At 69.4% G+C, this 23,947-nt stretch carries 21 protein-coding genes and 1 riboswitch; of the genes, 10 read left to right on the top strand and 11 right to left on the bottom strand.

Annotated elements, in window-relative coordinates:
- The first annotated feature begins 269 nt into the window (after nucleotides 1-269).
- The 3 genes from FKO37_RS08940 to FKO37_RS08930 all read left to right on the top strand — a co-directional run bounded on the left by FKO37_RS08940 (nucleotide 270) and on the right by FKO37_RS08930 (nucleotide 2,375).
- Nucleotides 270-869 (top strand): 50S ribosomal protein L25/general stress protein Ctc, encoded by a 600-nt coding sequence (locus FKO37_RS08940; protein WP_037820179.1) that lies wholly within the window; start codon nucleotides 270-272, stop codon nucleotides 867-869.
- Between the two features lie 10 nt (nucleotides 870-879).
- Complete coding sequence (gene pth, locus FKO37_RS08935) at nucleotides 880-1,473, top strand: aminoacyl-tRNA hydrolase (RefSeq protein WP_134670244.1); 594 nt, start codon at nucleotides 880-882, stop codon at nucleotides 1,471-1,473.
- Nucleotides 1,474-2,006: 533 nt separating this feature from the next.
- Nucleotides 2,007-2,375 (top strand): DivIVA domain-containing protein, encoded by a 369-nt coding sequence (locus FKO37_RS08930; protein ID WP_037820175.1) that lies wholly within the window; start codon nucleotides 2,007-2,009, stop codon nucleotides 2,373-2,375.
- A 66-nt stretch (nucleotides 2,376-2,441) separates the two neighbouring features.
- Here FKO37_RS08930 and FKO37_RS08925 read toward each other — a convergent pair whose 3' ends face one another.
- The 5 genes from FKO37_RS08925 to FKO37_RS08905 all read right to left on the bottom strand — a co-directional run bounded on the left by FKO37_RS08925 (nucleotide 2,442) and on the right by FKO37_RS08905 (nucleotide 8,727).
- Nucleotides 2,442-4,130: a fatty acyl-AMP ligase gene (locus tag FKO37_RS08925; protein WP_238604210.1), complete on the bottom strand. Its 1,689-nt coding sequence runs from the start codon at nucleotides 4,128-4,130 to the stop codon at nucleotides 2,442-2,444.
- 67 nt (nucleotides 4,131-4,197) lie between these two features.
- Entirely contained in the window at nucleotides 4,198-4,746 is a 549-nt protein-coding gene (locus FKO37_RS08920; RefSeq protein WP_238604209.1) for a nuclear transport factor 2 family protein, read from the bottom strand.
- 115 nt (nucleotides 4,747-4,861) lie between these two features.
- Nucleotides 4,862-5,941 carry a CdaR family transcriptional regulator gene (locus FKO37_RS08915; RefSeq protein ID WP_238604208.1) on the bottom strand — a complete coding sequence of 360 codons (1,080 nt, stop codon included), beginning with the start codon at nucleotides 5,939-5,941 and terminating at the stop codon, nucleotides 4,862-4,864.
- Between the two features lie 10 nt (nucleotides 5,942-5,951).
- Complete coding sequence (locus tag FKO37_RS08910; protein ID WP_134670252.1) at nucleotides 5,952-7,721, bottom strand: ABC-F family ATP-binding cassette domain-containing protein; 1,770 nt, start codon at nucleotides 7,719-7,721, stop codon at nucleotides 5,952-5,954.
- A gap of 37 nt (nucleotides 7,722-7,758) precedes the next feature.
- Nucleotides 7,759-8,727 (bottom strand): 4-(cytidine 5'-diphospho)-2-C-methyl-D-erythritol kinase, encoded by a 969-nt coding sequence (locus tag FKO37_RS08905; protein ID WP_037820169.1) that lies wholly within the window; start codon nucleotides 8,725-8,727, stop codon nucleotides 7,759-7,761.
- 121 nt (nucleotides 8,728-8,848) lie between these two features.
- Between FKO37_RS08905 and FKO37_RS08900 the strand changes: the two genes are divergently transcribed.
- Nucleotides 8,849-9,322, top strand: a complete 474-nt coding sequence (locus FKO37_RS08900) for a hypothetical protein (RefSeq protein WP_238604207.1) — start codon at nucleotides 8,849-8,851, stop codon at nucleotides 9,320-9,322.
- 109 nt (nucleotides 9,323-9,431) lie between these two features.
- Here the strand turns inward: FKO37_RS08900 and FKO37_RS08895 are convergent, their stop codons facing one another.
- The 4 genes from FKO37_RS08895 to FKO37_RS08880 form a co-directional block, all read right to left on the bottom strand.
- Nucleotides 9,432-10,445 carry an ATP-binding cassette domain-containing protein gene (locus FKO37_RS08895; RefSeq protein WP_037820167.1) on the bottom strand — a complete coding sequence of 338 codons (1,014 nt, stop codon included), beginning with the start codon at nucleotides 10,443-10,445 and terminating at the stop codon, nucleotides 9,432-9,434.
- A gap of 215 nt (nucleotides 10,446-10,660) precedes the next feature.
- Nucleotides 10,661-10,751, bottom strand: a riboswitch (SAM riboswitch).
- A 559-nt stretch (nucleotides 10,752-11,310) separates the two neighbouring features.
- Entirely contained in the window at nucleotides 11,311-12,153 is an 843-nt protein-coding gene (gene rsmA, locus FKO37_RS08890) for a 16S rRNA (adenine(1518)-N(6)/adenine(1519)-N(6))-dimethyltransferase RsmA (RefSeq protein ID WP_037820166.1), read from the bottom strand.
- Nucleotides 12,154-12,246: 93 nt separating this feature from the next.
- Nucleotides 12,247-13,707, bottom strand: a complete 1,461-nt coding sequence (locus FKO37_RS47395) for a resuscitation-promoting factor (protein ID WP_370318254.1) — start codon at nucleotides 13,705-13,707, stop codon at nucleotides 12,247-12,249.
- A gap of 349 nt (nucleotides 13,708-14,056) precedes the next feature.
- Nucleotides 14,057-14,881 (bottom strand): TatD family hydrolase, encoded by an 825-nt coding sequence (locus FKO37_RS08880; protein ID WP_238604206.1) that lies wholly within the window; start codon nucleotides 14,879-14,881, stop codon nucleotides 14,057-14,059.
- A 342-nt stretch (nucleotides 14,882-15,223) separates the two neighbouring features.
- Between FKO37_RS08880 and FKO37_RS08875 the strand changes: the two genes are divergently transcribed.
- Nucleotides 15,224-16,066, top strand: a complete 843-nt coding sequence (locus FKO37_RS08875; RefSeq protein ID WP_238603465.1) for a transposase family protein — start codon at nucleotides 15,224-15,226, stop codon at nucleotides 16,064-16,066.
- A 471-nt stretch (nucleotides 16,067-16,537) separates the two neighbouring features.
- On the opposite strand, the gene metG is transcribed toward FKO37_RS08875, so the two are convergent.
- Entirely contained in the window at nucleotides 16,538-18,334 is a 1,797-nt protein-coding gene (gene metG, locus FKO37_RS08870) for a methionine--tRNA ligase (protein ID WP_238604205.1), read from the bottom strand.
- Between the two features lie 61 nt (nucleotides 18,335-18,395).
- Between metG and FKO37_RS08865 the strand changes: the two genes are divergently transcribed.
- The 5 genes from FKO37_RS08865 to FKO37_RS08845 all read left to right on the top strand — a co-directional run bounded on the left by FKO37_RS08865 (nucleotide 18,396) and on the right by FKO37_RS08845 (nucleotide 22,823).
- The gene (locus FKO37_RS08865; protein WP_037811196.1) at nucleotides 18,396-18,980 is read left to right on the top strand and encodes a PadR family transcriptional regulator; all 585 of its coding nucleotides are present in this window, start codon (nucleotides 18,396-18,398) and stop codon (nucleotides 18,978-18,980) included.
- Nucleotides 18,981-19,074: 94 nt separating this feature from the next.
- Nucleotides 19,075-20,073, top strand: coding sequence for an ATP-binding cassette domain-containing protein (locus FKO37_RS08860; RefSeq protein ID WP_238604204.1), 999 nt, complete (start codon nucleotides 19,075-19,077; stop codon nucleotides 20,071-20,073).
- The gene (locus tag FKO37_RS08855) at nucleotides 20,063-20,827 is read left to right on the top strand and encodes an ABC transporter permease (protein ID WP_037811192.1); all 765 of its coding nucleotides are present in this window, start codon (nucleotides 20,063-20,065) and stop codon (nucleotides 20,825-20,827) included. Before FKO37_RS08860 ends, FKO37_RS08855 begins: the two co-directional genes overlap by 11 nt.
- Nucleotides 20,828-20,924: 97 nt before the next feature.
- Nucleotides 20,925-21,539 carry a glycoside hydrolase family 25 protein gene (locus FKO37_RS08850; RefSeq protein WP_037811190.1) on the top strand — a complete coding sequence of 205 codons (615 nt, stop codon included), beginning with the start codon at nucleotides 20,925-20,927 and terminating at the stop codon, nucleotides 21,537-21,539.
- A gap of 45 nt (nucleotides 21,540-21,584) precedes the next feature.
- The gene (locus FKO37_RS08845; RefSeq protein ID WP_238604203.1) at nucleotides 21,585-22,823 is read left to right on the top strand and encodes an aminodeoxychorismate synthase component I; all 1,239 of its coding nucleotides are present in this window, start codon (nucleotides 21,585-21,587) and stop codon (nucleotides 22,821-22,823) included.
- Here the strand turns inward: FKO37_RS08845 and FKO37_RS08840 are convergent.
- Entirely contained in the window at nucleotides 22,820-23,779 is a 960-nt protein-coding gene (locus FKO37_RS08840; protein ID WP_037811187.1) for an NADPH:quinone oxidoreductase family protein, read from the bottom strand. The two genes, FKO37_RS08845 and FKO37_RS08840, sit on opposite strands and share 4 nt — an antisense overlap.
- Nucleotides 23,780-23,947 lie beyond the last annotated feature (168 nt).

The following is a 23,947-nucleotide window of genomic DNA, read 5'->3' as shown; positions in this document are numbered from 1 at the left end:
GACGGGATTTGTGTCGTCACCCACCCGCGAGGGGGAGGCTGCCCGGACCCGGTGCGGGCCCGCGCGGACCGGCTGGTTTACACTTCTTAGGTTGTCTCGGCGAGGCGGGTGCGCCTGTAGGTGCCCGGCGTGATCGACGCGGCGGCTCGAGAAGCCCCGTGGTCCGCTCACGCCCGCAATCTCGCCGCCGTGCCAACCGCCCCGAGCAGAGATCGACGATCCCCGCCGCCCCCTGCCGCACGTCGTGTGATTTGAAGGAGTGCTAAACCGTGTCCGAGGTACGTCTTTCCGTCGAACCGCGCACCGAGTTCGGAAAGGGTGCCGCCCGCCGCACCCGTCGCGCCGGCAAAATCCCCGCGGTGCTCTACGGGCACGGCTCGGACCCGCGGCACTTCGCGCTGCCGGCCATCGAGTTCGCCCGCGTCGTCCGCGAGAACGGCACCAACGCCGTCATCACGCTGGACCTGCAGGGCAACGTCGAGCTGGCGCTGACCAAGACCATCGTGGTCCACCCGCTCAAGAACTACATCGAGCACGTCGACCTGCTGGTCGTCAAGCGCGGCGAGAAGGTCACCGTCGACGTCCCGGTCGTCGTCTCCGGCACCCCCGGCCCGGGCACCCTGGTCGCCCAGGACATCGACACGATCCAGGTCGAGGTCGAGGCGCTGCACATCCCGGAGCAGTTCGAGGTCTCCGTCGAGGGCATCGAGGCCGGCACCCAGATCACCGCGGGCCAGATCGAGCTGCCCGCAGGCGCCGAGCTGGTCACCGACGCCGAGGCGCTGGTCGTCGCCGTCAACGAGGCCCCGCGCGGCTCCGCTGACGAGGACGCCGAAGCCGAGGAAGCCACCACCGAAGCTGCCGAATAAACTCGCTTTCGTGAGTGAAGACCTGCCCGGGGCCGGCGAGCTGATCCTGCTCGCCGGCCTTGGCAATCCAGGACCCCAGTACGCCGGGAACCGGCACAACGTGGGGTTCATGGTGCTCGACGAACTGGCCGGCCGGGTCGGCGGGAAGTTCAAGGCCCACCGCAGCGGGGCCGAGGTGCTCGAAGGCAGGCTCGCCGGTTCCCGCGTGGTGCTGGTGAAGCCGCGGTCGTTCATGAACCTCTCGGGCGGGCCGGTCGTCGGCGCGGCCCGGTTCTTCAAGGTGCCGCCGTCCGGCGTCGTGGTGGTGCACGACGAGCTGGACGTCGACTTCGGCGCGCTGAAGCTCAAGCTCGGCGGCGGCGACAACGGGCACAACGGACTCCGGTCCATCACCAAATCGCTCGGCACGCGTGACTACTACCGCGTGCGTTTCGGCATCGGGCGGCCGCCGGGCAGGCAGGATCCGGCGGATTTCGTGCTGAAGGACTTTTCGACGGTCGAGCGCAAGGAGCTCCCGTTCGAGGTCGACCGTTGCGCGGACGCGGTCGAGGCGCTGGTTTCGCGGGGGCTGGCTGCGGCGCAGAACGCGTTTCACGCTGCCTGACCTGCTGGTTTCGCCCCAATGTGGCATTGGGTGCGTCAGATGCACCGAATGCCACATTGGGTGCGTGCGATGCACCCAATGCCACATTGGGGTTTCTCGGTAGCTGCTTGCGCGGCCACGCTGCGGCGATGCGCCAGCATCCGGTCGGGTTCGCGTGGCCGTGCTGCGGCGTGTCCGGCGCGGCGGTGCGGTCCGCGAGAGCAAAGCCGCCCGGCGCGTCTCCTTGGCCGACGCTCCCCAGCGCCCTGACCAGCACCGCTACCGCGAACCCACCGCACCCCCAGCCCCCGAGAAAACCTCCCCACCGCATCCAGTGCGTCCCCCGCACCCGAAGCGGCATTCGGGCCGATTGGGCCGTTGTGCCTGTGGGTGAGTCGTTGTGGCCCTGCGTGATGGATTTCTCACTCGATGGGCGTCTTCTGGGGCCCTGATCGAGTCGTCCGGGTGGGTGCGGGCTTCCCGGGGTGGCCGGGACCGGTTAGGACGGACTGCAGGAGTTCGCACCACCCCGACCCTGAATCGGAGAATGATCCATGCCGTTTACCGCCGAGGATCTCGCTGAGGTCGCTTTCGGTAACGCCCCGATCGGCCGCCGCGGCTACGCCAAGCAGGAGGTCGACGACTTCGTGCGGCGGATCGCCAAGACGATCGCCGACGAGGACGATCTCACCGCGGCCGAGGTCCACCACGTGCTGTTCTCCAAGCCGTTGATCGGCAAGCGCGGATACGACGAGCGCGAGGTCGACGAGTTTCTCGACCAGGTGGAGACGCAACTGGCCGACCGGTCCGGACGGCGGGCTCCGCTGATTCCAGGGAGCCGGGACCACACCGAGGCCACCGCGGGACGCGCCGCGTGGCCCGTCGTCGCCGAGGCACCGGCGGAGCGGCTGCCCGGCCGATAATCCCCAGATCTTGCCGCGAAGGCCGCTTCGAGGACTCGAAGCGGCCTTCGTGCGTTCAAGCCCGGATCAATCGGCCGCGTTTTTGGCGATCTTGTCCGCGTACTGCACCGCGGTAGCGGCCCGCTTGACCTTGCCGGACGGGGTCTTGGGCAGGCTGCCAGCCGGAAGCACCACGACCGCGAAGGGGCGCATGTCCACGGCGTCCCGGACGCGCGCGGCGATTTCCTTGGCCAGGCGGTTTTCCTCGGCGGCGTCACCGGCCAGTTTGGACTCCACGACCACGGCGAAGCGCTCGCGGCGGCTGCCCGCGTCCAGGCGGACGGCGACCGCGTTGCCTGCCCGGACACCCTCGACCGAACCGGCGGCGCGTTCGATGTCGGTCGGGTACAGGTTGCGGCCGCCCATGATGATGACGTCCTTGCGGCGGCCGCAGATCACGATCTGGCCGTCGACCAGGTAGCCGAGGTCGCCGGTCTTCATCCAGCCGTCCGCGTCCTGGGTGTCCAGCGGGCCGTCGACGGTCAGGTAGCCGGGCGTCACGGCCTCGCCGCGCAGGCGGATCTCGCCGACCTCCCGTTCGCCCACCACGGCACCGGATTCGTCCACGATGTCCGCTTCCAAACCGTCCAGTGGACGGCCGAGCAGGGCGAACGAGCGGACCTCGTCCGTGCCGCGGCGGGGGTCGCCTTCCGGCACCGGCACCGCGCGGTTGTCGGCTTCCAGCGCGTCGGCTTCGACGACGTCCAGCGTGAGCCCGGTGAACAGCGGCGCGAACGAGACCGCCAGCGTCGCCTCCGCCATGCCGTACGCGGGGAACACGCACTCGGGCGGCATCTTGAACCGCTTGCCCGCGTCCACAAAGGTCTCGACGGCCGTCTCGTCGATCGGCTCCGCGCCGTTGAGCGCGATCCGCAGCTTCGACAGGTCGTAGGCGTTGTCGTCCTCGACGCGGGCCATGCGCTTGCCGACGATGGCGTACGCGAAGTTCGGCGCGGCCGTCGTGGTGCCGCCGTACTTGCTGATCAGCTCCGGCCAGATCAGCGGGCCGGTCAAAAACTCGACCGGGGTGATCTTGACCAGTTCAACGCCGAACGTCATCGGCACGGTCAGGAAGCCGACCATGCCCATGTCGTGGAAGGTCGGCAGCCACGACACCATCACGTCGGTGTCGAACTCGAACTCGGCGCGGTCGACCATCGCCTTGACGTTGGTGTACAGGTTGCCGTAGGTGATCCGGACGGCCTTCGGCTCCGCGGTCGATCCGCTGGTGAGCTGCAGCAACGCGGTGTCGCTCTCGGCCGTCCGCACGATCTCGGCCAGCGGTTCCGCGCCGGCGAGTTCAGAGATCAGCCGGTAGCTGATGCCCTTGCCTTCGAGCACCGGGGCGAGCTGGTCGAACGGTTCGCCCAGCACGACCAGCTCGGCCCCGATCATCTCGAGCACCTTGACCGTGTCCTCGGCCCATTCGGCGAGGTCCGTGCGCGGCGTCGGCTGGTGCAGCATCGTCACGCTGCCGCCGGTGAGCCACACCGCCTGCACGGTCGGCGCGATGAGCACCGGCGCGGCGGCCAGCACCGCCACCGCGCTTCCCGGCTTCAACCCGCCGCTGACCAGCCCGCCCGCGATCCGGCGCGCCTCGTCGTGCACCTGCGCCCAGGTCCGGCGCACCGGCTCCTTGGGCTCGCCGGTCACCATGCCGCGCCGTTGCCCCCGGTCCGCCGCGTTCCCGACGAGTGTGTCCACAAACCGACTCATGTGCGTCAGATTACTGTCCGGTTTTTCCGGCACTGCCCGCGGCGGCGTGAACAGCGGATGTCCGGCGTCAGGCGGGTTGCGGACGCACCCGGTCCAGATAGGCCTGCGGCAGCTCGGCGCGGGTCAGTTTCCGGAATTCCAGCGGTCCGGACGTGTAGGAATCCTCCGCGGTGATCAGGCCGTCGGCGTCGACCGGCCACACGATCAGCTGCCTGCTGACGTACAGGTAGTCCGCGTCCGGATCGGCGGCGGGGAAACCCATCTGCTGCGCGGTCGCGCCGGGAAGGAGCATGTGCAGATCGCCCTCGGTGACCAGCGCATGATCGTCAACAACGAGCCGGTCCATCCGGTATTCGAGGTGATTCGCCTTGCTCGCCACGAATGCCGCGTAGTACTCGCGGACGCCGTCGTGGCCCTTCGGTCCGGTGTCGCCGCTGGCGCCCCAGAAGTGATACGCGGCGTCCTTGCTGACCGTCGCCATCAGCCGGTCGAGATCGGGTTCCGCTTCGGCCTTCATGTGTTCCAGGACGATGCCGAGCACCTGCCGGTGCCGGGGGTTCTCGGTCGTCTCGAGCCGCTGTTCGAGCATCTGCCAGGTGCGGGTGGGGTCGATCATGGGCGTCCCTCCGGGAAACGCGCGTCGTTGCGCGTGCTCGATCGTCGCTGGCGAGCCCCGGCGGGTCAGCCGACGCGCGTCGCCGGATCCGGCCGGTCCGGGCGACGGGCGTCGCCTACCCGACGTCGCCCAGCGTGCGATCCGACGTCACCAACCGCCGGGCCAGCAGCGCGAACGTCGCTTGGAACCGGTCCATCGCGTCCTCGAGCCGCCAGCCGGTCGCCGCTTCGATCCGGCCCAGGCGAGCCGCGACGGTGCTGTGGTGGAGGTTCAGTTCGGTCGCCGTCCGCCGAAGCGCGCCGAACACGCAGTACGACTCGAGAGCTTCGACGTCGAGCGCGCCGCCGGGGGTGCGGGCGTGGGCTTCGAGCGCCGCGACGCCTGGGGTCGCCGCGAGCTGGGACGGCGGCAGTTCCGCAAGCAGGACAAGGACTCCGAGGGGTCCATACGGCACGGCACGGCGACCGAACACAGTGGACGATGCGAAGCGCAGCGCGGTGCGGGCTTGCTGCCACGACACGGGTGCGTCGGCCGCCGCTGCTGGTTCGCCGAGGCCGATCCAGACGTCCACGGCCCGGTCCAGTCCGGTCGAGGCGGGATGGCGGGCGGCGAGGTCGTCGTGCAGGTGCCCGGCCAGTTCGCGCGGGGCCGGGCCGCCTTGGGTCAGTGTGAGGGTCAGGCGGCCTAGGCGGTGGTGTTGCAGCCGTCCGGCACCGGCGCGGGCGAGTGCGTCCAGGCCGTCCTCCGGAGTACCGGCGAGGACGAGCGCGACGACGGGCTGGTCGAGGTCGTAACCGAGCAAATGCAGTGCGCGCAAGCGATCCCTGCGTTGTTCGCGGTCCGAGACGGCGATCTCCAGCAGACCGGGTTCGCCGAGCCGGAGCGGCGGGGCGGGCCGGGTCGCGCGCAGGGCCCGGCGGAGCTGGTCGAGCAGGACGACGTCGAGCGGATGCGGCGCTGGCCGGTCGATCTGGACGTCGTCCAATGGCGGGCCGGAAACCGGCAAACCCGCGCCGTCGAACCACACGCTCTCGCCGTCGATCACGGCACCGACCGAACAGCCCGCGACGAGCGTTGCCAACCGGACCACCGCGTCAGGCGCGAGGCCGGTCAACGCGTCGAAATACGCGATCAGCCGCAGCACCGACGTGGTGTCGGCGGGCAGCGTCGACAGCCGCGGAACGTCGTCGTCCATCCGCCGATTGTCACTCGGCGAGTTCGGACGTCTCCAGCCACCGCGCTTCGACGTCGTCCTTCTCGGCCAGGACGGCCTTCAGGTCGGTGTTCAGCTCGATCAGCTTCTCCGGGTCGGTCGCCGCCTCCGCCAGCGCGGCGTGCAGCTTCTCTTCGCGCTTCGCGAGCTGGTCCAGCTTCCGCTCCAACCGGCCCAATTCCTTTTGCGCCGCACGGGTTTCCGCCGCACTGCGCTTGGCCTCGGTCTTCTCCGCCGGAGGCGCCTCGCGACGCGGCGCGGCCTCCTTCGCGCGGGCGCGGCGCTGCAGGTACTCCTCGATTCCGCCCGGCAGGTGGGTGACCTTGCCGTCGCCGAGAAGCGCGTACGTGGCGTCGCAGACGCGCTCGACCAGGTACCGGTCGTGCGAGACCACCACCATCGTGCCCGGCCAGCCGTCGAGCAGGTCTTCGAGCTGTTGCAGGGTGTCGATGTCCAGGTCGTTCGTCGGCTCGTCCAGCAGCAGCACGTTCGGCTCGGCCATCAGCAACCGGCACAGCTGCAGCCGGCGGCGTTCGCCACCGGACAGGTCGCCGACCGGCGTCCATTGCCGAGCCGCCGGGAACCCGAGCTTCTCGCCGAGCTGCGACGCGGTCATCTCCTGCTTGCCGAACACGACGCGGCCGGAGATCTGCTCGATCGCTTGCAGCACGCGAAGATCGGCGGGCAGGTCGTCGAGTTCCTGGCGCAGGTGCGCGAGCGCGACCGTCTTGCCCTGCACCCGCCGTCCGGTCGGCGATTCGACGTCGCCGCCCAGCAGCTTCAGCAGCGTGGTCTTGCCGGAGCCGTTCACGCCGACGAGACCGATCCGGTCGCCAGGGCCGATCCGCCACGTGACGTGGTCGAGCAAGGTCCGGTCGCCGACCCGCAGCGACGCGTCTTCCAGCTCCAGCACCGTCTTGCCGAGCCGGCGTTTCGCGAACGCCATCAGCTCCACCGAATCGCGCGGCGGCGGCACGTCGGCGATCAGCGCCTCGGCGGCTTCGACGCGGTACCGCGGCTTCGAGGAACGCGCCTGCGGTCCGCGCCGCAGCCACGCCAATTCCTTGCGCGCCAGGTTCTGCCGCTTCTCCTCCGCGGTCGCGGCGAGGCGGGCGCGTTCGGCGCGCGCGAAAATCCAGTCGGCGTAACCGCCTTCGTACTGCTCGACCCGGCCGTTCGCGACCTCCCAGGTGAGGCTCGCGACGGTGTCGAGGAACCACCGGTCGTGGGTCACGACCACGACCGCGATCCGGCGGCCCAGCAGATGGTCGGCGAGCCAGCGCACGCCTTCGACGTCAAGGTGGTTGGTGGGCTCGTCGAGCACCACGAGGTCCAGTTCGCCGGTCAGCGCGGCGGCCAGCGCGACGCGGCGGCGTTCGCCGCCGGACAGGTTCGCGGTCGGGGTCTCGAGGCCGATCGCGGTGATGCCCAGACCGTCCACAATAGACCGGACGCGCGCGTCGGCGGCCCATTCGTGCTCGGCCCCGTAGCGCTGCAGCACCACGTCGCCGACCGTGCTGCCCGCGGGCAGTTCGGTGCGCTGGGTGACCACCGCCATCCGCAGGTCGCGCACCTGGCTCACCCGGCCGGAATCCGGCTCGCTCAGTCCGGAAAGGACTTCGAGCAGCGTCGTCTTGCCGCCGCCGTTGAGCCCGACGACGCCGATGCGCTGCCCCTCGGCGACGCCGAGGGAAACGTTGTCCAGCAACGGCTTCACGCCGTAGGACTTGCTCACCGATTCCAGGTTGACCAGGTTGGCCATCCGGATCCTTTCCACTGTGGACTGTTGATTCGAGCTTTCAGGCGTGCACGCGCGGCGGCGCGTTGCGCGGGGCGTCGTCGCCGCCGACCACCCGGGCCCCCGGCACCGGGCCGTGCGCGACCCGCACCGTCCGGCACACTCCCGCGCCGGACAGCTCAGCGGCCACCTCGACCGCGGTTTCCGCGTCGGAGCACAGGAACGCGCACGTCGGCCCGGAGCCGGACACGCAGCCGGCGAGCGCGCCCGCGTTCACCCCGGCGCGCAGCGTGCGGCGCAGGCCGGGCCGCAGCGACACCGCGGCCGCCTGCAAGTCGTTGCCGAGCAACAGGGCTAGTTGGCGAGGATCACCCGACGCGAGCGCCTCCACGACCGGCGTGTGCGACCCGATCCGCGGCGGTTTGCCGTCGGCGCGCAGCCGGTCGAGTTCGCCGAACACCTTGGGCGTGGACAGGCCTTCCTCGTCGAAGGCGAGCACCCAGTGGAACGTGTGGCGCGCGAGCACCGGAACGAGCTGCTCGCCGCGGCCGGTGCCGAGCGCAGTGCCGCCGTACAGCGCGAAGGGCACGTCACTGCCCAGCCGGCCGGCGATGGTGGCCAGCTCGTCGCGGGTGATGTCGAGCTTCCAGAGCGACGAGAGCCCGACCAGCGCCGCCGCCGCGTCCGCGCTCCCGCCCGCCATGCCGCCGGCGACCGGAATGCCCTTGCGCAGCACGATTCGCACCTTCGGCTCATCCGCGTCCGGCCGTCCGGCGTAGGAGGCCAGCTCGCGCGCCGCGCGCCAGGCGAGGTTGGCGCCGTCGGTGGGCACCGTGCGCTCCCCCTCGCCGTACACCTCGAGCCCTGGCTCGTCGGTGGCGGCGACGGTCACCTCGTCGGTGAGCGAAAGCGCCTGGAAGACGGTGACCAGCTCGTGGAACCCGTCCGCCCGCAGGTCGCCGACGGCCAGGTGCAGGTTGACCTTGGCCGGGACCCGGACGGTGACTGGTGGTGGTACGACGGCGAGCACCCGTCCAGCCTACGTGGCTGGCGCTGACCAGGTGTCGCCAGGAGAAAACGTCGGCACGGAAGTTCCCCCAACCGTCGCTCCGGAGTGGCCATCCGGACTAATTTGGAACTACTTTGGAACTATGCGCGCGCCGGAGGTCAACCTGTCCGAGCTGTCCCTGCACCCGCGCCGGGTCACCGACCGGCTCGAAAGTTCGCCGACCCGTTCGGTCCGGATTCGCCGACGGGAGAAGGACAAACCCGATCTGCTGCTCGTGACCGCCGAGCGCGCCGAACAGGCGGCGGCCGGGTTTTCGGCGACCGTCACGATCCTCGCGGAACTGATGCGCCGCAGCGCCGAGACCGCCGCGCTCGCCGCCGAGGCGCTGCCCGCCGCGTTCCCGTGGGCGCGGTACCTGTCCGCGGAGGAGGTACGGACATTCGTCGGCGAACTGGCCGAAACCCTGGAGCGAGCCGAATCCCTCGGCAACCCGGTGCCGTTCGCCGCCCTCGTGGCGAGGTGGAAGCAGACCGCCGAGACGCACGCGGATCCGGAGCTGGCGGAGATCCTGCGCCGGAACGACCACAATGGACAGAATTCAGGACACTTGTCCTGAAACTTTGACCCGGCGACCTGATTCCTGGGGCGACGCGTCCCGCGAACGCGGCGAGGGCCGCCCCCATCGCATGGGACGGCCCTCGGAAAACCGCTCAGTTAAAGGGAAATCAGGCAGCCACGACGCTCTGCGGACCGCGAGCCGGCTGGCTCACGTGCGCACCCCGGTCAGAGATCCAGGACAGCGCGGCGTCGGCCCGCTCGCCGCGGACGCCGAGGCGGAACCGGGCGATCGGGGTGTCCCCGATGCGGGTGAGGCCGCCGCCGATGGTGGCGAGCTCCACGTCGAACCGGCTGGCCGCCTCAGGCAGCAGGGCGCCCACCGAAGCGAAACCGATCAGCACGACGTCGACCGCGCGGTCGTACTTCGCGGACTGGGCGCGCGAGGTCTCGACCGACGGCAGCACCGCCTGCGCGGTCCAGCTGTCCGGCGTCGAGATGAGGTCGAGCACCGTGCCGCGCTCGACGATCGCGCCGTTGTCGAGCACCGCGACGTCGTCGCAGACCCGGCGGACGACGTCCGCGTCCGGCGTGGTGACGACCACCGTCACGCCCAGCTCGGCCCGCGCCCGGTCGAGCACGGCGAGCACCGCACCCGCGTCCTCGGCCGCGATCCCGGCGGTCGGGTCGTCCGCGAGCAGCACGGCCGGTCCGGCGGCGAGCGCCCTGGCGACCGCGACCCGGCGGAGCTGGCCGTCGGTGAGTTCTTCCGGCTTCTGCCCGGCGCGGGCGGTGAGGCCGACAAGGTCGAGCAGCGAGCCGACCCGGCTGCGCCGCTGCGGGCCGTCGACGCCGAGCTGCTCCAGCGGGCTGGCGATGTTGCCCGCGATGGTGCGCTCGGCGATCAGCTCCGGCTTGGTCCCGACGACACCCAGCTGGCGGCGGATCTCCCGCAGCCGCTTGCCGTCGAGCGTCGCGGTGTTGAGGCCGTCGAGCCGCACGACGCCGCGGTCGGGGCGCTCCTGCAGCGCGATGCAACGGGCGAGGGTCGACTTGCCGGAACCGGACGGACCCACGACCCCGAACAGCGAACCGGCTTGCACGTCGACACTCACATCGCGCAGCGCGGCGACCCGATTTCCGTGGAAGGGAAAGGACTTGGACACGTTTTCGACAGTGATCACGAAAGGGCTCCAGGCAAACGAGGCGCGGCGCCGATTCCGGGCGCGCCAGGCGTCATCGAATTACCGTCCACTGTGGACGGCGCAAGAAACTGCGGAAAAAACGATCAGGCGATGACCATGGAGCGTTGACACGCACATACCGAGCGGCGACCTTCGTCGACTACGCGCCGGCGGGTCAGCAGGAGCGGGCGGGTGACCCTCTTCATCGAAAACAGCCTCCATCGGTCCTGGCGGTAGCACCTGCCCTGCGGAGGGTGGTTGCTGCGACTTCGGCGAGCCAGGTCTCTCAGTCGCTCGGGATGGACGCTTTCGAGTAAAGCCGATCCCATTGGCTGAACGCAAGCGCGTTGGTGCAGATCACACGTCTGGTGGTGCCCGCATACCGGAACACCGCGTCCAAAAACCGGAAGCCCGGAACCTCGGCCGCCGAACAGTGCCTCGACCTGCGAAACGCTCGTCACGGGCACCGGCGGCGAACGGGTTCGTTCCACTGTGGACGATCAAGGATCTTTGTGGAACAAGAGTTTTCTCGTTGTCAAGGGGCGATGGTTCGCGGGCCTCGACGCGCGGCGCACCGGGGCCTCGACCGAGCCGAGATAGGTCAGCGAAGCGAAGCACCTGGGGGCAGCCCTGCGGAACAATCCCGGGCGTGGAGCAGGCCGACTCCCCCGAATGCCGAGCTGCTCGTCACAGGTGGAGGGCTGTTTCAGCCGTGCTCGCGTGATCACCAAGCGTAGCCAGAAGGCTGTGGATGACCCACAATCAGCGACGACACAAGATCATCGGAGAACGCAGCGAAACCAGGGAATACCTGCTCCGACACCGCCGTTGGAAGTCGCAAGGCGAGCACCCTGGGGGAGGTGGGTCACATTCCGGCAGCCGCGATCCGCGCGAAAGCGTGCACGTCCAACTGCTCCCCGCGCGTCTTCGGGTCGATCCCCGCCTCGGCGAGCAACTCGCCAGCCCGCTCGGCAGAACCAGCCCATCCGGCCAGCGCGGCCCGCAAAGTCTTGCGCCGCTGCGAGAACGCCGCGTCGACCACCGCGAACAGCCGGGCCCGATCCACTCCGGAAACCGGGTCGGTCCGGGTGAACGAGACCAGAGCGGAATCGACGTTCGGCACCGGCCAGAACACCGCGCGCGGCACGGCGGCCACCTTGCGCGCGGGCCCGTACCAAGCGAGCTTCACGCTCGGCACGCCGTAAGTGCGGCTGCCCGGCCCGGCCGCCATCCGGTCCGCGACCTCGGTCTGGACCATGACGAGCCCGCTGCGCAGCGACGGCAGCTCGGCCAGCAGGTGCAGCACCACCGGCACCGCGACGTTGTACGGCAGGTTCGCGACGATCGACACCGGCTCAGCCGGCAGGTCAGCCGCCCGCACCCGCAGCGCGTCGGCGCCGACGACGGTCAGCCGGTCCGCGGCCTCAGGCGCGCGCTCGGCGACTGTGCGCGGCAGGCGGGCGGCCAGCACCGGATCGATCTCCACAGCGACGACCTGAGCGCCCGCGGCCAGCAGGCCGAGCGTCAGCGAGCCGAGACCGGGTCCGACCTCCAGGACGACGTCCCCAGGCTGCACACCGCCGAGTTCGACGATGCGGCGGACCGTGTTGGGGTCGTGCACGAAGTTCTGCCCGAGTTTCTTCGTGGGCCGGACGTCGAGTTCGTCGGCCAGCCCGCGGATTTCGGCAGGCCCCAGCAGTTCCACCACCGGACGAGCCTACCCAGCGGCGGCGCGACGGACGAAAACAGGCGGCCGGGAGCGCGAGGCTCCCGGCCGCCTGCCGGAAAATCAGAGCGTGGCTCAGGCCTTGTAGCCGCAGCCCCAGGCGCTGTAGCCGCCGCGGGCGTCGCGCACCTTCTCGGCGATCGCGATCTGCTGCTCCCGGGTCGCCTTGTCGGCGGTGGGGGCGTACTGCTGGCCGCCGTAGGCGTTCCAGGTCTGCCGGTCGAACTGCAGGCCGCCGTAGTAGCCGTTGCCGGTGTTGATCGACCAGTTGCCGCCCGACTCGCACTGCGCGATGCGGTCCCACGCGCCGGTGTCGCCGATGGCCGGGGCCGGCGGCTTCTTGGTGCCGACCTTGATGATCTTGGCCTTGGCCTCGACGAGGACCTTCTCCGAGACGTGCTCGCGCGCGATCTCTTCGCCGTTTTTCTTCGTGACTTTGTAGGTCACCAGCTTCTTGCCCGGCGTGCCCGGGTCCTCGACGCTCTGCTGGCCCTGCAGCTGCGTCGGGTCGTCGACCTTCTGCACCTCGGGGTCGATGGTCTCTTCCTGGTTGACCATCGACACGCCCATGCGGCTGACGTGGACCTCGGCGCCGTTCTTCAGGCTGACGTCGAGACCGCCCTCGATCGCGTCGTCCGGGCCGAGGTTCAGCTTCAGGTCGGAGGCGAGCTCCTTGGTGGTCACCGCGGTGGTGTCCACCTTGCGCGGCGCGTTGGTGCCGTCGAAAAGCGTGATGTGCTTGAGGGTCTTGACCTGGACGGTCGAGCCCTCCAGCGGCAGTTCGCCGGACGACGGCATCGACGTCCACGCGCCCTGGGAAAGCATGCTGCCCATGCCGAGCTGGTTCATCGCCTCGCCGAGCGTGGTCGCGCGGACCCAGGAGGGCCGGGACACGCCGTCCACGACGAGGTTCAGCTGACGGCCGCGCTCAAGCTTGATGACGCCGCCGTCGCCGACCGCCGCCTGCGGCGAGGGCGAAAGCGCGTCGTGCTCGCCGACCGAGAGGCCCGCGTCCTTGAGCACGTCGCCGACGGTGCCGCCGAAGCTGTGCACGGTCTGCTGGTGGCCGTCGACGTCGACGGTGATGCTCTTGTTCATCGCGAGCGCCGCCGCGCCGCCACCGCCGACGGTGACCAGCAGCGAGAGCACGGCACCCTTGAGGAAGCGGCGCTTCCAGGTCTTGGTCGCCTCGCGCAGCCCTTCCTCGACCGCGGCCTTCTTGGCCTGCGGGGAGGCGGTGCGGTCCTGCTCGACCTCGTCCGGGAGAACGAGAGGCGGAAGCATCGTGGTTTCCGCGTTGATGAGGCGGATCAGCTCGTCGACGTCGACGTCGATTTCCGACATCAGCAGGTCGGCGTCCGGCCCCAGCGCGGCGAGCACGTCCTGCTCGGTCACGCGGAGCTCGTCGGAGAAGTCAAGCTGCCCGTAGGCGGTGTCCTCGAGCTCGCGGTCGAGCACGGCCACCGAGGACTCGGAGGAGGAGAAATACGCCGAACCCGCGTCAAGACGCGAATCATCCTGCCGACTACCAGTCACCGGGTCGTTCCCTTTCCCAAGACATCGCGCGTACCTCGCGCGTCGTCCTTCGTTCGCGACGCACCCTCGGGCGCGCCTCTCAAGTCCGACACCCCCAGCCAGCGCCATCGTCACGGTCCCAGGTCGTACCAACCCCGGTTCCGCTTCCCCGACGTGCACTGACGTGACTGGTGGGCGTATCAGCCGGTTCCGCTGCGCGGTACCGACCGGCACGATCACGGGACAGTAACGGGTGTCGGCAGGTTGCGCAAACACCCCCCGGAGTGTCGTGACTTGCGTCACTCATCAGGTGGACGAATGCGCGGTCTCGAATGTCGCAATCCGTGCAACCCGTTGTGACACTACGGAATCACGCAGGCAGCCGGTATGCGCGTTCGGCAGTGGTCCGGACCGCTTCGGCCACCTCGTGGACCGCTTCGCCGCGCAGTTGAGCGAGGAAGCGAACGGTGTAGGCGGTGCAATACGGCTCGTTCGGCCGCCCACGGTAGGGATGAGGGGTCAGAAACGGCGCGTCAGTCTCCGCGAGGAACTGTCCACGCGGCACAAGACGCGCGGCCTCGTGCAGCCCGCGCGCGTTCTTAAAGGTGACCGTGCCCGCGAAGGACAGGATGTAGCCCTTGTCGACACAGCGCCGCGCGATGTGCTCGTCGCCGGAGAAGCAGTGGAAGACGACCGTCTCGGGCGCACCTTCCTCGTCGAGGATGCGAAGCACGTCCTCGTGCGCGTCGCGGTCGTGGATCATCAGCGCCTTGCCAAGCCGTTTCGCAAGGTCGATGTGCCAGCGAAACGCAGCCTGCTGTGCATCGTGCGGCGAGTAGTCCCAGTAGTAATCGAGCCCCGTCTCACCGACCGCGACCACCCGCTCCCCGCGCGCCAGACGCTCCACTTCGGACTGTTCGTCAGGCCCGAATTCCTTGGTACGCGTGGGATGAATAGCCACCGCAGCGAAGACCCGCGAGTCCCAGGTGGACGCTTCGGAAGCCCAGCGAGCGGCCGCGAGATCATCCGCGACAGTGACAACACGCGCAACGCCAGCCCGCTCGGCACGGTCGACCATCGCGGCGACATCAGCCGCAGTCTCGGCCCCGCACGCGTCGAGATGAGTGTGCGCGTCAACCACCGTCACCGGCAGCCGATCAGGAATCGGAGGAAGTTCGCGCTTTTCGGCACCCATGCTTCCAAGCTACTGCGCCCTCGCCTCGCGAATGCCGTGAGGGGAACCCTCACGTACCCAGATTCCCCCAGGGTTCCCCTCACGACCCACGACGGCCGTGAGGGACCCCTTCACGGACTTAGATTCCCTCGATGAGCCCTTCACGGACCCGCCCGCCAGCCGCAGCCTTCGGCCGGGTTGCCCGCCCCAATGTGGCATTGGGTGCATCCCACGCACCGAACGCCACATTGAGGTTTTCTCAGTAGGGCTTGGTGGGGGTGTGTCGCCGAGGGGCGAGGCGTGGGGCCGCTGGTAGGACTGGATTTGCTGAAGATCAAGTCCGAGAGATTCCAGAGGCCCCACGTGATTGCCTATGGTGCCACGCTCGACGTGGCGCGCGAGCTGGCCCTGTTCGTCGCGCGTGTCCTGCACGCCGAACGCCGTCGCCGCGGCACCCGCCGCGGCCGGCGCGCGTTGACGCCGTTCGGGCAGGCGGTGCTGGCGCTGGCCTGGTTCCGCGACGCCGTCCCGGTGCACCGCCTCGCCGTCGGCCACGCCGTCAGCGTCGCGACCGCCTACCGGTACCTGCACGAAGCCATCACCGCCCTCGCCGCCCACGCCCCCGACCTGCACCAGGTCCTGGAACAACGCCGCAGCGCCGGGGACGCGCACGTCATCTTGGACGGCACCCTCATCGCCTGCGACCGGGTCGCGGCGACCACCGTCAAAACCAAAGGCCGCAACCGCGGCGCGACCGTCCATCTGTGGTATTCGGGCAAACACCGCTGTTTCGGCGGGAACATCCAGTTCCTCGCCACCGCCGACGGGTTCCCGCTCTGGGTCTCGCCCGTGCTGCCCGGCTCCCGCAACGACCTCGCCTCGGCCAGGCACCACGGCATCACCGGCGCCCTGACCGCAGTCGCGGCCCACGGCCTGAAAACCCTGGCCGACAAGGCCTACCACGCAGCCGGCATCGGCATCCTCACCCCGGTCAAGAAAACCACCGGCCGACCGCCGCTCACCCTCGACGAGCACGCCTTCAACCTGCTCCACACCCGGCTGCGCTGCCTCGGCGAACGCGCCGCCGCAATGTTGAAAACCCGCTGGCGAGCACTCCGACACGTCACCCTCTGCCCGAAACGCATCGGCCACATCACCCAAGCAGCCCTCGTCCTCACCCACCACGAACACCACGGACGCTACTGAGAAAACCTCATTGGGTGCATCTGACGCACCCAATGCCACATTGGGGCGCTAGCCCCCGCCATTAACCACACCGCACCGATGCACCCACGCATCGAAGGACCCGGCCCCAGCACCCAACCATCGAGACACCCCGCCGCACCCGGTGCACCCAACGATCAAGGCACCCAGCCGCAGCCGCAGCACCTAACCATCAAGGCACCCAGCCGCACCCAGTGCGCCCAACCATCGAGACACCCCACCGCAGCCGATGCACCCACGCATCACGGCACCCCACCGCAGCCGATGCACCCAACGAGCGAGGCACCCAGCCCCTCCCCCGCACCCCGATACGAAGCGCATCTGCGGTTCGGGGGTGCTTGTCAAGGCATCTTTCCCGCCTTGACAAGCACCCCCGAACCGTCAGCACAATCAAGCTTCGGGGTGCCCCACGCAACCAAAAGCCGATGTCGCCGCCAGGCGACAAGCCCCCAGTCAGTCAGTAACAATCGGAGCCCACTCAGGCCCAGTCTCCCCCAACTTCGGATCCAGCTTCGCAAACAACGGCGTCGGCTTCGCCAACGGCCGCCCGACCTCAACCGGCTTCGACTCCCACCGAGCCTGCTCCCCGGCATAATCCCCGGTCAAAATAGGATTAACCCGATCCGGCACATCAAGATCCGGAACCTCCTGCAGCTCAGGCTGCGCAGCCCAAACCCCAGTCCCGCCAAGCGCCTCATGCACCTTCTGCGCCGAGTGCGGCAGGAACGGCGTCAGCAACGTATTAGCGTCACTAACCACCTGCAACGCCGTATGCAACACCGCATCCCGCCGATCCGGATCGTCCTTGAGCTTCCAAGGCTCCTGATCCGACAGATACCGGTTAGCCGCCGTAACCACCCGCATCGCCTCAGCCGCAGCCAACTTGAACCGCGACCGCGCAAGATGCCCACCCGCAGTCTCGAACGCCTGCCGAGACAAGGACTTCAACTCCTCATCAGCAGGCGCAGGCGCAGTCGGAGCCGGAATAGCCCCATTGTTCTTGTGCGCCATCGAGATCGACCGGTTGACGAGGTTCCCCCACTCGTTGGCCAGCTCGAAGTTGGTCCGCCGCACGAACTCGTCCCACGTGAAGTCCGTGTCCTGAGTCTCCGGCCCGGCCACCGAGATGAAGTACCGCAGCGCGTCCGGCCCGAACTCGCGCAGGAAGTCGTGCACGTAGATGACCGTGCCCCGCGAAGTCGAGAACTTCGACCCGCTCATGGTCAGGAACTCGCTGGACACGATCTCGTCCGGCAGGTGCAGCTTGCCGTACTTGCCGGGCTCGCCGCCGCGGTCGCCGTCGCCGTTCTGGCCGAGCAGCAGCGCGGGCCAGATCTGGGCGTGGAAGGTGATGTTGTCCTTGCCCATGAAGTAGTAGGCGCGCGCGTCGGGGTTGGCCCACCACTCCTGCCAGGCGTCCGGCGTGCCGTTGCGGCGCGCCCATTCGACGCTGGCGGAGAAGTAGCCGATGACCGCGTCGAACCACACGTAGAACCGCTTGAGCGGCTGGTCGCGCCACCCGTCCAGCGGGATCTTCACGCCCCAGTCGAGGTCGCGGGTGATCGGCCGCGGGCGCATGTCGTCGATCAGGTTCTTGGTGAAGTTGAGGACGTTCGGGCGCCAGTCGGTCTTGGTGCCCAGCCAGTCGCCGAGGGTCTGGGTGAACGCGGGCAGGTCGAGGAAGTAGTGCTCGGTCTCGACGAACTTCGGCGTCTCGCCGTTGATCCGCGACTTCGGGTTGATCAGCTCGGCGGCGTCGAGCTGGTTGCCGCAGTTGTCGCACTGGTCGCCGCGCGCGCCGTCGTAGCCGCAGATCGGGCAGGTGCCCTCGATGTAGCGGTCGGGCAGCGTGCGGCCGGTGGACGGGCTGATCGCGCCGCGGGTGGTCTTCGGGACGACGTAGCCGTTGCGGTTGAGCGCGAGGAAGATCTCCTGCGTGACCGCGGCGTGGTTGCCGGTGGTGGTGCGGGTGAACAGGTCATAGGAGAGGCCGAGGCCCCGCAGGTCCTCGTCGATCTGGCGGGTGTACTTGTCCGCGGTCTGCTGCGGGGTCATCCCCTCTTTGTCCGCCTGGACGGTGATCGGCGTGCCGTGTTCGTCGGTCCCGGACACCATGAGCACCCGGTTGCCGGCCATTCGCTGGTAGCGGGAGAAGACGTCGGACGGGACGCCGAATCCGGACACGTGGCCGATGTGGCGGGGGCCGTTGGCGTAGGGCCAGGCCACCGCGGTCAACACAGGGGTGCTCATACCTGTTTAGCCTACGGATGCGCTCCAGGGCGTTTCCTGGCGGTCGGGGAAGGGAGAGCCGGTGTCGGCGACGCGTCTGCTGGTGCTCGGGGTCGTGCGGATGTTCGGCCGCGCGCACGGCTACCAGGTGCGCCGCGAACTGCTGTCGTGGTCGGCGGACAAGTGGGCGAACGTCCAGCCCGGTTCGATCTACCACGCGCTCAAGAAGATGACCGCCGAGGACCTGCTGGAGAAGATCGACGTCGAACCGGGCGACGGCGGTCCGGACCGGGTCGCCTACCGGCTCACCCCGGACGGCGAGCAGGAGTTCCAGACGCTGCTGGCGAAGGGCTTGTCCGATCCGAGCGCGAGCAACGCGGAGCTGTGCGCGGCGATCAGCCTGATGCCCGCGCTTCCCCGCAGGAACGTGATCAGCCTGCTCCGGCAGAACCTGATCCACTTCGAGGCCGAGGAGCGCCGGTCGCGGCTGGGCCTTGAAGACGACACCTGGAACAAGCCGCCGCACGTGTCCGAGCTGTTCCGGCTGTGGGGCGGGATCGCCAAGGCCAGCCGGGAATGGCTCACCGGGCTGATCACCAGGCTCGAGGCAGGCGAATACGTGATGGCCGACGACCCGGGCTCGGCGTTCGGCCAACCGGCCCAGTAATCAAATTTGACTAACTCGCTCTTGCTCGGGCACAGTGTGCGCGTCAACTAGTCAAGCTTGACTAGTTGATCTTCTTGGGAGGAGAGGGGTTTCCATGATCACGGCACGCGGACTCGAGCGGCGGTTCCGCCGCAAGGGCCGAGCCGGTGGCGAGGTGCACGCGGTGAAGGGGGTCGACCTCGACGTCGAGGCGGGCGAACTGGTCGGGTTCCTCGGCCCGAACGGGGCGGGCAAGACCACCACGCTGCGCATGCTCACCACCTTGCTGAAACCGACCGCGGGCACGGCCACCGTCGGCGGGCACGACCTGCTCACCGACGCGGCGGGGGTGCGCCGCAACATCGGGTACGTCGCCCAGGGCGGCGGGACCGCGCCCGAATCGCGCGTCGGCGAAGAGCTGGAGCTGCAGGGCAGGCTGTACCGGATGAGCAAGGCCGACGCGATCGCGCGCGGCAAGGTGCTCGCCGGCCAGCTCGACCTGACCGGGCTCGAACAGCGCGCCACGAAGACGCTGTCCGGGGGTCAGCGGCGCAGGCTCGACATCGCCCTGGGCCTGATCCATTCGCCCGGCCTGGTCTTCCTGGACGAACCGTCCACCGGGCTCGACCCGCAGAGCCGGGCGAACCTGTGGGAGCACATCCGGAGGTTGCGCGCCGAGCAGGGCGTCACGATCTTCCTAACCACGCATTACCTCGACGAGGCGGACGCGCTGGCCGACCGGCTGATCGTGATCGACGACGGCCGGATCGTCGCCGACGGGCATCCGGACGCGCTCAAGGAGCAGGTCTCCGGCGACGGCGTCGCGATCGAGGTCGATCCGGAATCCGCCGCGGCCGCTGCGGACCTGGCCCGGCAGCTGCCCGGCGCGCACGAGTTCGCGGTGCGCGAGGGCTCGATCAGGTTCCGGGTGCCGCGCGGCGACACCGCGATGCCGGAACTGCTGCGCGCGCTCGACGCCAAGGAAATCGCGACGACCTCGATGCAGGTCACGCGACCGACCTTGGACGACGTGTTCCTCGCGCTCACCGGCCGGTCGCTGCGCGAAGCCGAGCAGCCCGCGCCGGCGCGACCGGAGGTGCCCGATGCTGCGTGACACCTGGCTGATCTTCCGTCGCGACATGGCGGCCGCGCTGCGGAATCCGGCGTGGCTGCTGATCGGGCTCGCCCAGCCGCTGCTGTACCTGTTCTTCTTCGGCCCACTGCTGGTGAAGTCGCTCAGCGCGCAGGGGATGTCCGAGGTCGACGGCTGGATGGTGCTCACGCCCGCGCTGATCGCGCAGCTGGCGCTGTTCGGCAGTTCGTTCGTGGGCTTCGGGCTGCTGGCCGAGTTCCGGTCCGGCGTGGTCGAGCGGCTGCGCGTCACCCCGGTGCACCGGGCCGCGCTGCTGCTCGGGAAGGTGCTGGCGAACGCGTTGCAGGCGACCGTGCAATCGGTGCTGATCATCCTGCTCGCCTACCTGGTATTCGACCTGAACGCGCCGTTCAGCGGCGTGCTGCTGAGCCTCGCGATCGTGTTCCTGCTCGCGCTCACGCTGGCGTCGTGCTCCTACGCGCTTGCGCTCACGCTCAAGAGCGAGGAGTCGTTCCCGGCGCTGCTCAACGCGGTGCTCATGCCGTTGCTGCTGCTGTCCGGGATCCTCATCCCGATCACCGCCGGACTGGCTCCGAAGTGGCTGTACACGATCTCGCAGATCAACCCGTTCCGGCACGTGGTCGACGTGGAGCGCAACAGCTTCCGCGGCGACTTCTCGATGGACGCGCTGTTCACCGGCAGCGTGGTCGTGCTGGTCATGGCCGTTTTGGCGATTTGGTGGGGAACGCGCACCTTCCAGCGGGAAAACGCCTGATCAAAGCCCATCGACACGCCGGGAAAGGTCACCCCGCTCCGGAATTCCGGACGTAGGGTGGCCTTTCACCCGTCGTGGGGCTTGTCAGGGGTGCGAGGTGGCGGAACCGGAGAGTGGGCGCGGACTCACGCTCACTCATCGCGAGCAGGTGCTCGACTGGACGGCGGTGCGCGGCGCCGACGTGCGGTTCGCCTCGGTCACGATCAGTGAAAACGTCAACTGGAGCGATCCGGGCGCGGAGCGGATGCTCGCCGCGGCCCAGCACGCGGGCATCCACACCGGGGCCCGGCACTACGCCCGGCCCGGCGCGGTGCACGACCAGGCCGACCATTTCGTCCGGACGGCGAGCAGGCTCGGCGCGTTCGCGCCCGGATCGCTCGCCCCCGCGCTGGAGGTGGACGCGCAGAGCGTCGACGACCGGTTCGTGAAGGCGTGGATCAAGCACGTGCGGCACGCCGCGAAGATCAGCCGGGTGCTCGTGTACGCCGGGCACGACTGCTGGGCGCACCGGCTGCACCCGGACCGCTGGGCCGATTCCGAGGTCGTGCTGTGGCTCGTGCGGCACAACGGCATCCCCGGGCGGCCCGGGTGGTTCCATTCTCGGCTCGGGCTGCACCAGCACGCCTTCGCGCCGGACGTGCCCGGAGTCGACGGACCGGTGGCGCAGGACGCGGTGGTGTATCCGTTCGCCCTGTCCGATGTGCTGCTCTGATCACCTTTTCCGCTGGTCACCGCCGGTTTCCGGCACAATGGCGCGATGCGTTTCCAGCGGCTGCGGACCGACCTGACCCCTTCTCGGGCGCTCGTTCTGCTGTCCGCGTACGCCCGGGCCCACGGCCTGCCCGAACCCGCCGCGGTGTGCGGGAACTGGTTCGGATCGCGCGCGGTGGTGGCGCCGTTCGTGTCGGTGACTCCGCGACCGTTCCCGTCGGCTTTTTCCGCCTCGGGACCCTCAGGCCGGATCGGCGGCGGGTGGTTCGGATTTCTGGCTTACGACCAGGCCGATCCGTCAGGCCGCTCCACCGGGGTTCCGGTGTCGGCCTGGGGCTGGGCGGATCACGTGCTGCGCTGGGACGCGGCGGGCGCGTGCTGGTTCGAGTCGCTCGAAGGCGACGCGGACGCGCAGCTCGCCGTGGTGGAGCGTGCGTTGGCCGGGTCCGCGGAGTTGTCGTGGTCCGCTAGTGCGCTGGACCGGCCGTCCGGGCACGAGCAGGCAGTGAAGGCGTGCGTACACGAGATCGAGGCGGGCGAACTGTTCCAGGCGAACGTCTGCTCGCGGTTCACCGGGACGTTCGAGGGCTCGCCCGCCGCGCTGTTCGCCGAGGGAGTGCGGCGGCTGGCTCCACAGCGGGCGGCTTACGTCACCGGTGAATGGGGTTCGGTGGTTTCGCTGTCGCCGGAGCTGTTTTTGGAACGCCACGGCCGCCGCGTGCGGTCGTCGCCGATCAAGGGCACCCTGCCCCGTCGCGGCCCGGCGGACGACGGCAACGCATCGCGGTTGCGGCAGTCGGCGAAGGACGTCGCGGAGAACGTGATGATCACCGACCTGGTGCGCAACGACCTCGGGCGGGTGTGCGAGGTCGGCAGCGTCGTGGTGCCGGAACTGCTCGCGGTGCACCCGGCTCCCGGAGTGTGGCATCTGGCGTCCACTGTGGAGGGTCTGCTCGCGGACGGGGTCACCGATGCCGGACTGCTGGCGGCGACGTTCCCGCCGGGGTCGGTTACCGGAGCCCCGAAGATCCGGGCGCTGGACCTGATCGCCGAGCTGGAACCGGCCGCGCGCGGCGTGTACACCGGCGCGGTCGGGTTGCTGTCGCCGTTGGCGGGGCTGGAGTTGAACGTGGCGATCCGGACCTTCGAGATCGCCGAAGGCCGGATCGCACTGGGGGTCGGCGGCGGGATCACGGCGGACTCGGACAGCGCCGCCGAGTGGCAGGAGTGCCTGCACAAAGCGGCGCCGTTGGAGTCCCTGCTCGCCAGCCCCCGGGAGTGCTAGCGCCGCGGGTCGAGCAGCAGTTTTCCAGTCGTGCCACGGGAACGCAGCGCTTCGTGGGCCTTCCGGGCGTCCGCCAGCGCGTACTCGCCGCCCGCGATCGCGCGGAGCTTCCCGTCCAGCACCATGGTGAACAGGTCGGCAAGCGCGGTGCCGAAAACGTTGCCCGGCAAGCGGAACACGTGCGGCAGCCACATCCCGGCGACGGTCGTGCTGTGGCCGAGCAGATTGCGCAACTCGATCGGCTTCGGCGAGCGGCGGCCGGCCATCCCGTAGAACACCAGACGGCCGAACGGAGCGAGCGCGGCGATGCTCTGGTCGGTCGTCGTGCCGCCGACCATGTCGAGAACGATGTCGACCCGCTTGCCGCCGTTGGCTTCCCGCAGGACTTCGGTCATGTTCTCGGCACGGGAATCGACCGCAACGTCCGCGCCGAGTTCGATCGCCAGCTCGCGCTTTTCCTCGCTGCTCGCGGTCGCGATGACGCGGCCCGCGCCCCACGCGTTCGCCAGCTGCACCGCGATCGACCCGACCCCGCCGGCCGCGGCGTGCACGACCACGGTCTCGCCGGGCTCGAGGTGGGCGTTCTTGCGCAGCATGATCCACGCGGTCGCGCCCTGGACCAGCATCGAAAGCGCGTTCAGGTCGTCGACGCCGTCCGGCACCGGGAACGTCATGGCTTCGTCGGCCGCGACGCGCTCGGCGTACCCGCCGCCGTCGTTGAGCAGCGCGACCACGCGCTTGCCGTCCGCCGTGCGCCCGACGACCTCGCCGCCCGGCACGAGCGGCAGTTTGCTCGGGGCGAGATACGAGTTCTCCGCCTGATGCGTATCCGCGTAATTCAGCCCGACGCGGTCGACCTCGATCAGCACCTGTCCCGGCCCGGCCACCGGATCGGGCAGCTCGACCGGCTTCAGCACCTCGGGACCGCCGAACTCGGTCACCTGCACAGCACGCATCTTCGCGGCTCCTCTCGCTCTTCGTGAGACATTCTGCCATATGTCTCATCGATGGAACACTTTCTGCTAACGTCTCACTCATCGATACGCCACTGTCCACCCGCACCTCGCGACCCGACGCCGTCGCGGCCTTCCGCCTCGCCCGCGCCCGGTTCCTCGCCGGAGACC

It is taken from the genome of Amycolatopsis sp. Poz14 (assembly GCF_006704225.1).
Classification (GTDB): domain Bacteria; phylum Actinomycetota; class Actinomycetes; order Mycobacteriales; family Pseudonocardiaceae; genus Amycolatopsis; species Amycolatopsis nivea.
The sequence above is the reverse complement of the archived record's forward strand: the minus strand, read 5'-3'. Positions and strand labels throughout refer to the sequence as shown.

Bases quoted from the DNA above. Each gene is read 5' to 3' on its own strand.
- FKO37_RS08840 (WP_037811187.1), bottom strand. From the start codon at position 23,779: ATGCGTGCTGTGCAGGTGACCGAGTTCGGCGGTCCCGAGGTGCTGAAG.
- FKO37_RS08930 (WP_037820175.1), top strand. From the start codon at position 2,007: ATGCCGTTTACCGCCGAGGATCTCGCTGAGGTCGCTTTCGGTAACGCC.
- FKO37_RS08880 (WP_238604206.1), bottom strand. From the start codon at position 14,881: ATGGGTGCCGAAAAGCGCGAACTTCCTCCGATTCCTGATCGGCTGCCG.
- FKO37_RS08845 (WP_238604203.1), top strand. From the start codon at position 21,585: ATGCGTTTCCAGCGGCTGCGGACCGACCTGACCCCTTCTCGGGCGCTC.
- FKO37_RS08915 (WP_238604208.1), bottom strand. From the start codon at position 5,941: ATGGACGACGACGTTCCGCGGCTGTCGACGCTGCCCGCCGACACCACG.
- FKO37_RS08925 (WP_238604210.1), bottom strand. From the start codon at position 4,130: ATGAGTCGGTTTGTGGACACACTCGTCGGGAACGCGGCGGACCGGGGG.
- FKO37_RS08910 (WP_134670252.1), bottom strand. From the start codon at position 7,721: ATGGCCAACCTGGTCAACCTGGAATCGGTGAGCAAGTCCTACGGCGTG.
- FKO37_RS08900 (WP_238604207.1), top strand. From the start codon at position 8,849: ATGCGCGCGCCGGAGGTCAACCTGTCCGAGCTGTCCCTGCACCCGCGC.
- FKO37_RS08920 (WP_238604209.1), bottom strand. From the start codon at position 4,746: ATGATCGACCCCACCCGCACCTGGCAGATGCTCGAACAGCGGCTCGAG.
- FKO37_RS08855 (WP_037811192.1), top strand. From the start codon at position 20,063: ATGCTGCGTGACACCTGGCTGATCTTCCGTCGCGACATGGCGGCCGCG.
- metG (WP_238604205.1), bottom strand. From the start codon at position 18,334: ATGAGCACCCCTGTGTTGACCGCGGTGGCCTGGCCCTACGCCAACGGC.
- FKO37_RS08860 (WP_238604204.1), top strand. From the start codon at position 19,075: ATGATCACGGCACGCGGACTCGAGCGGCGGTTCCGCCGCAAGGGCCGA.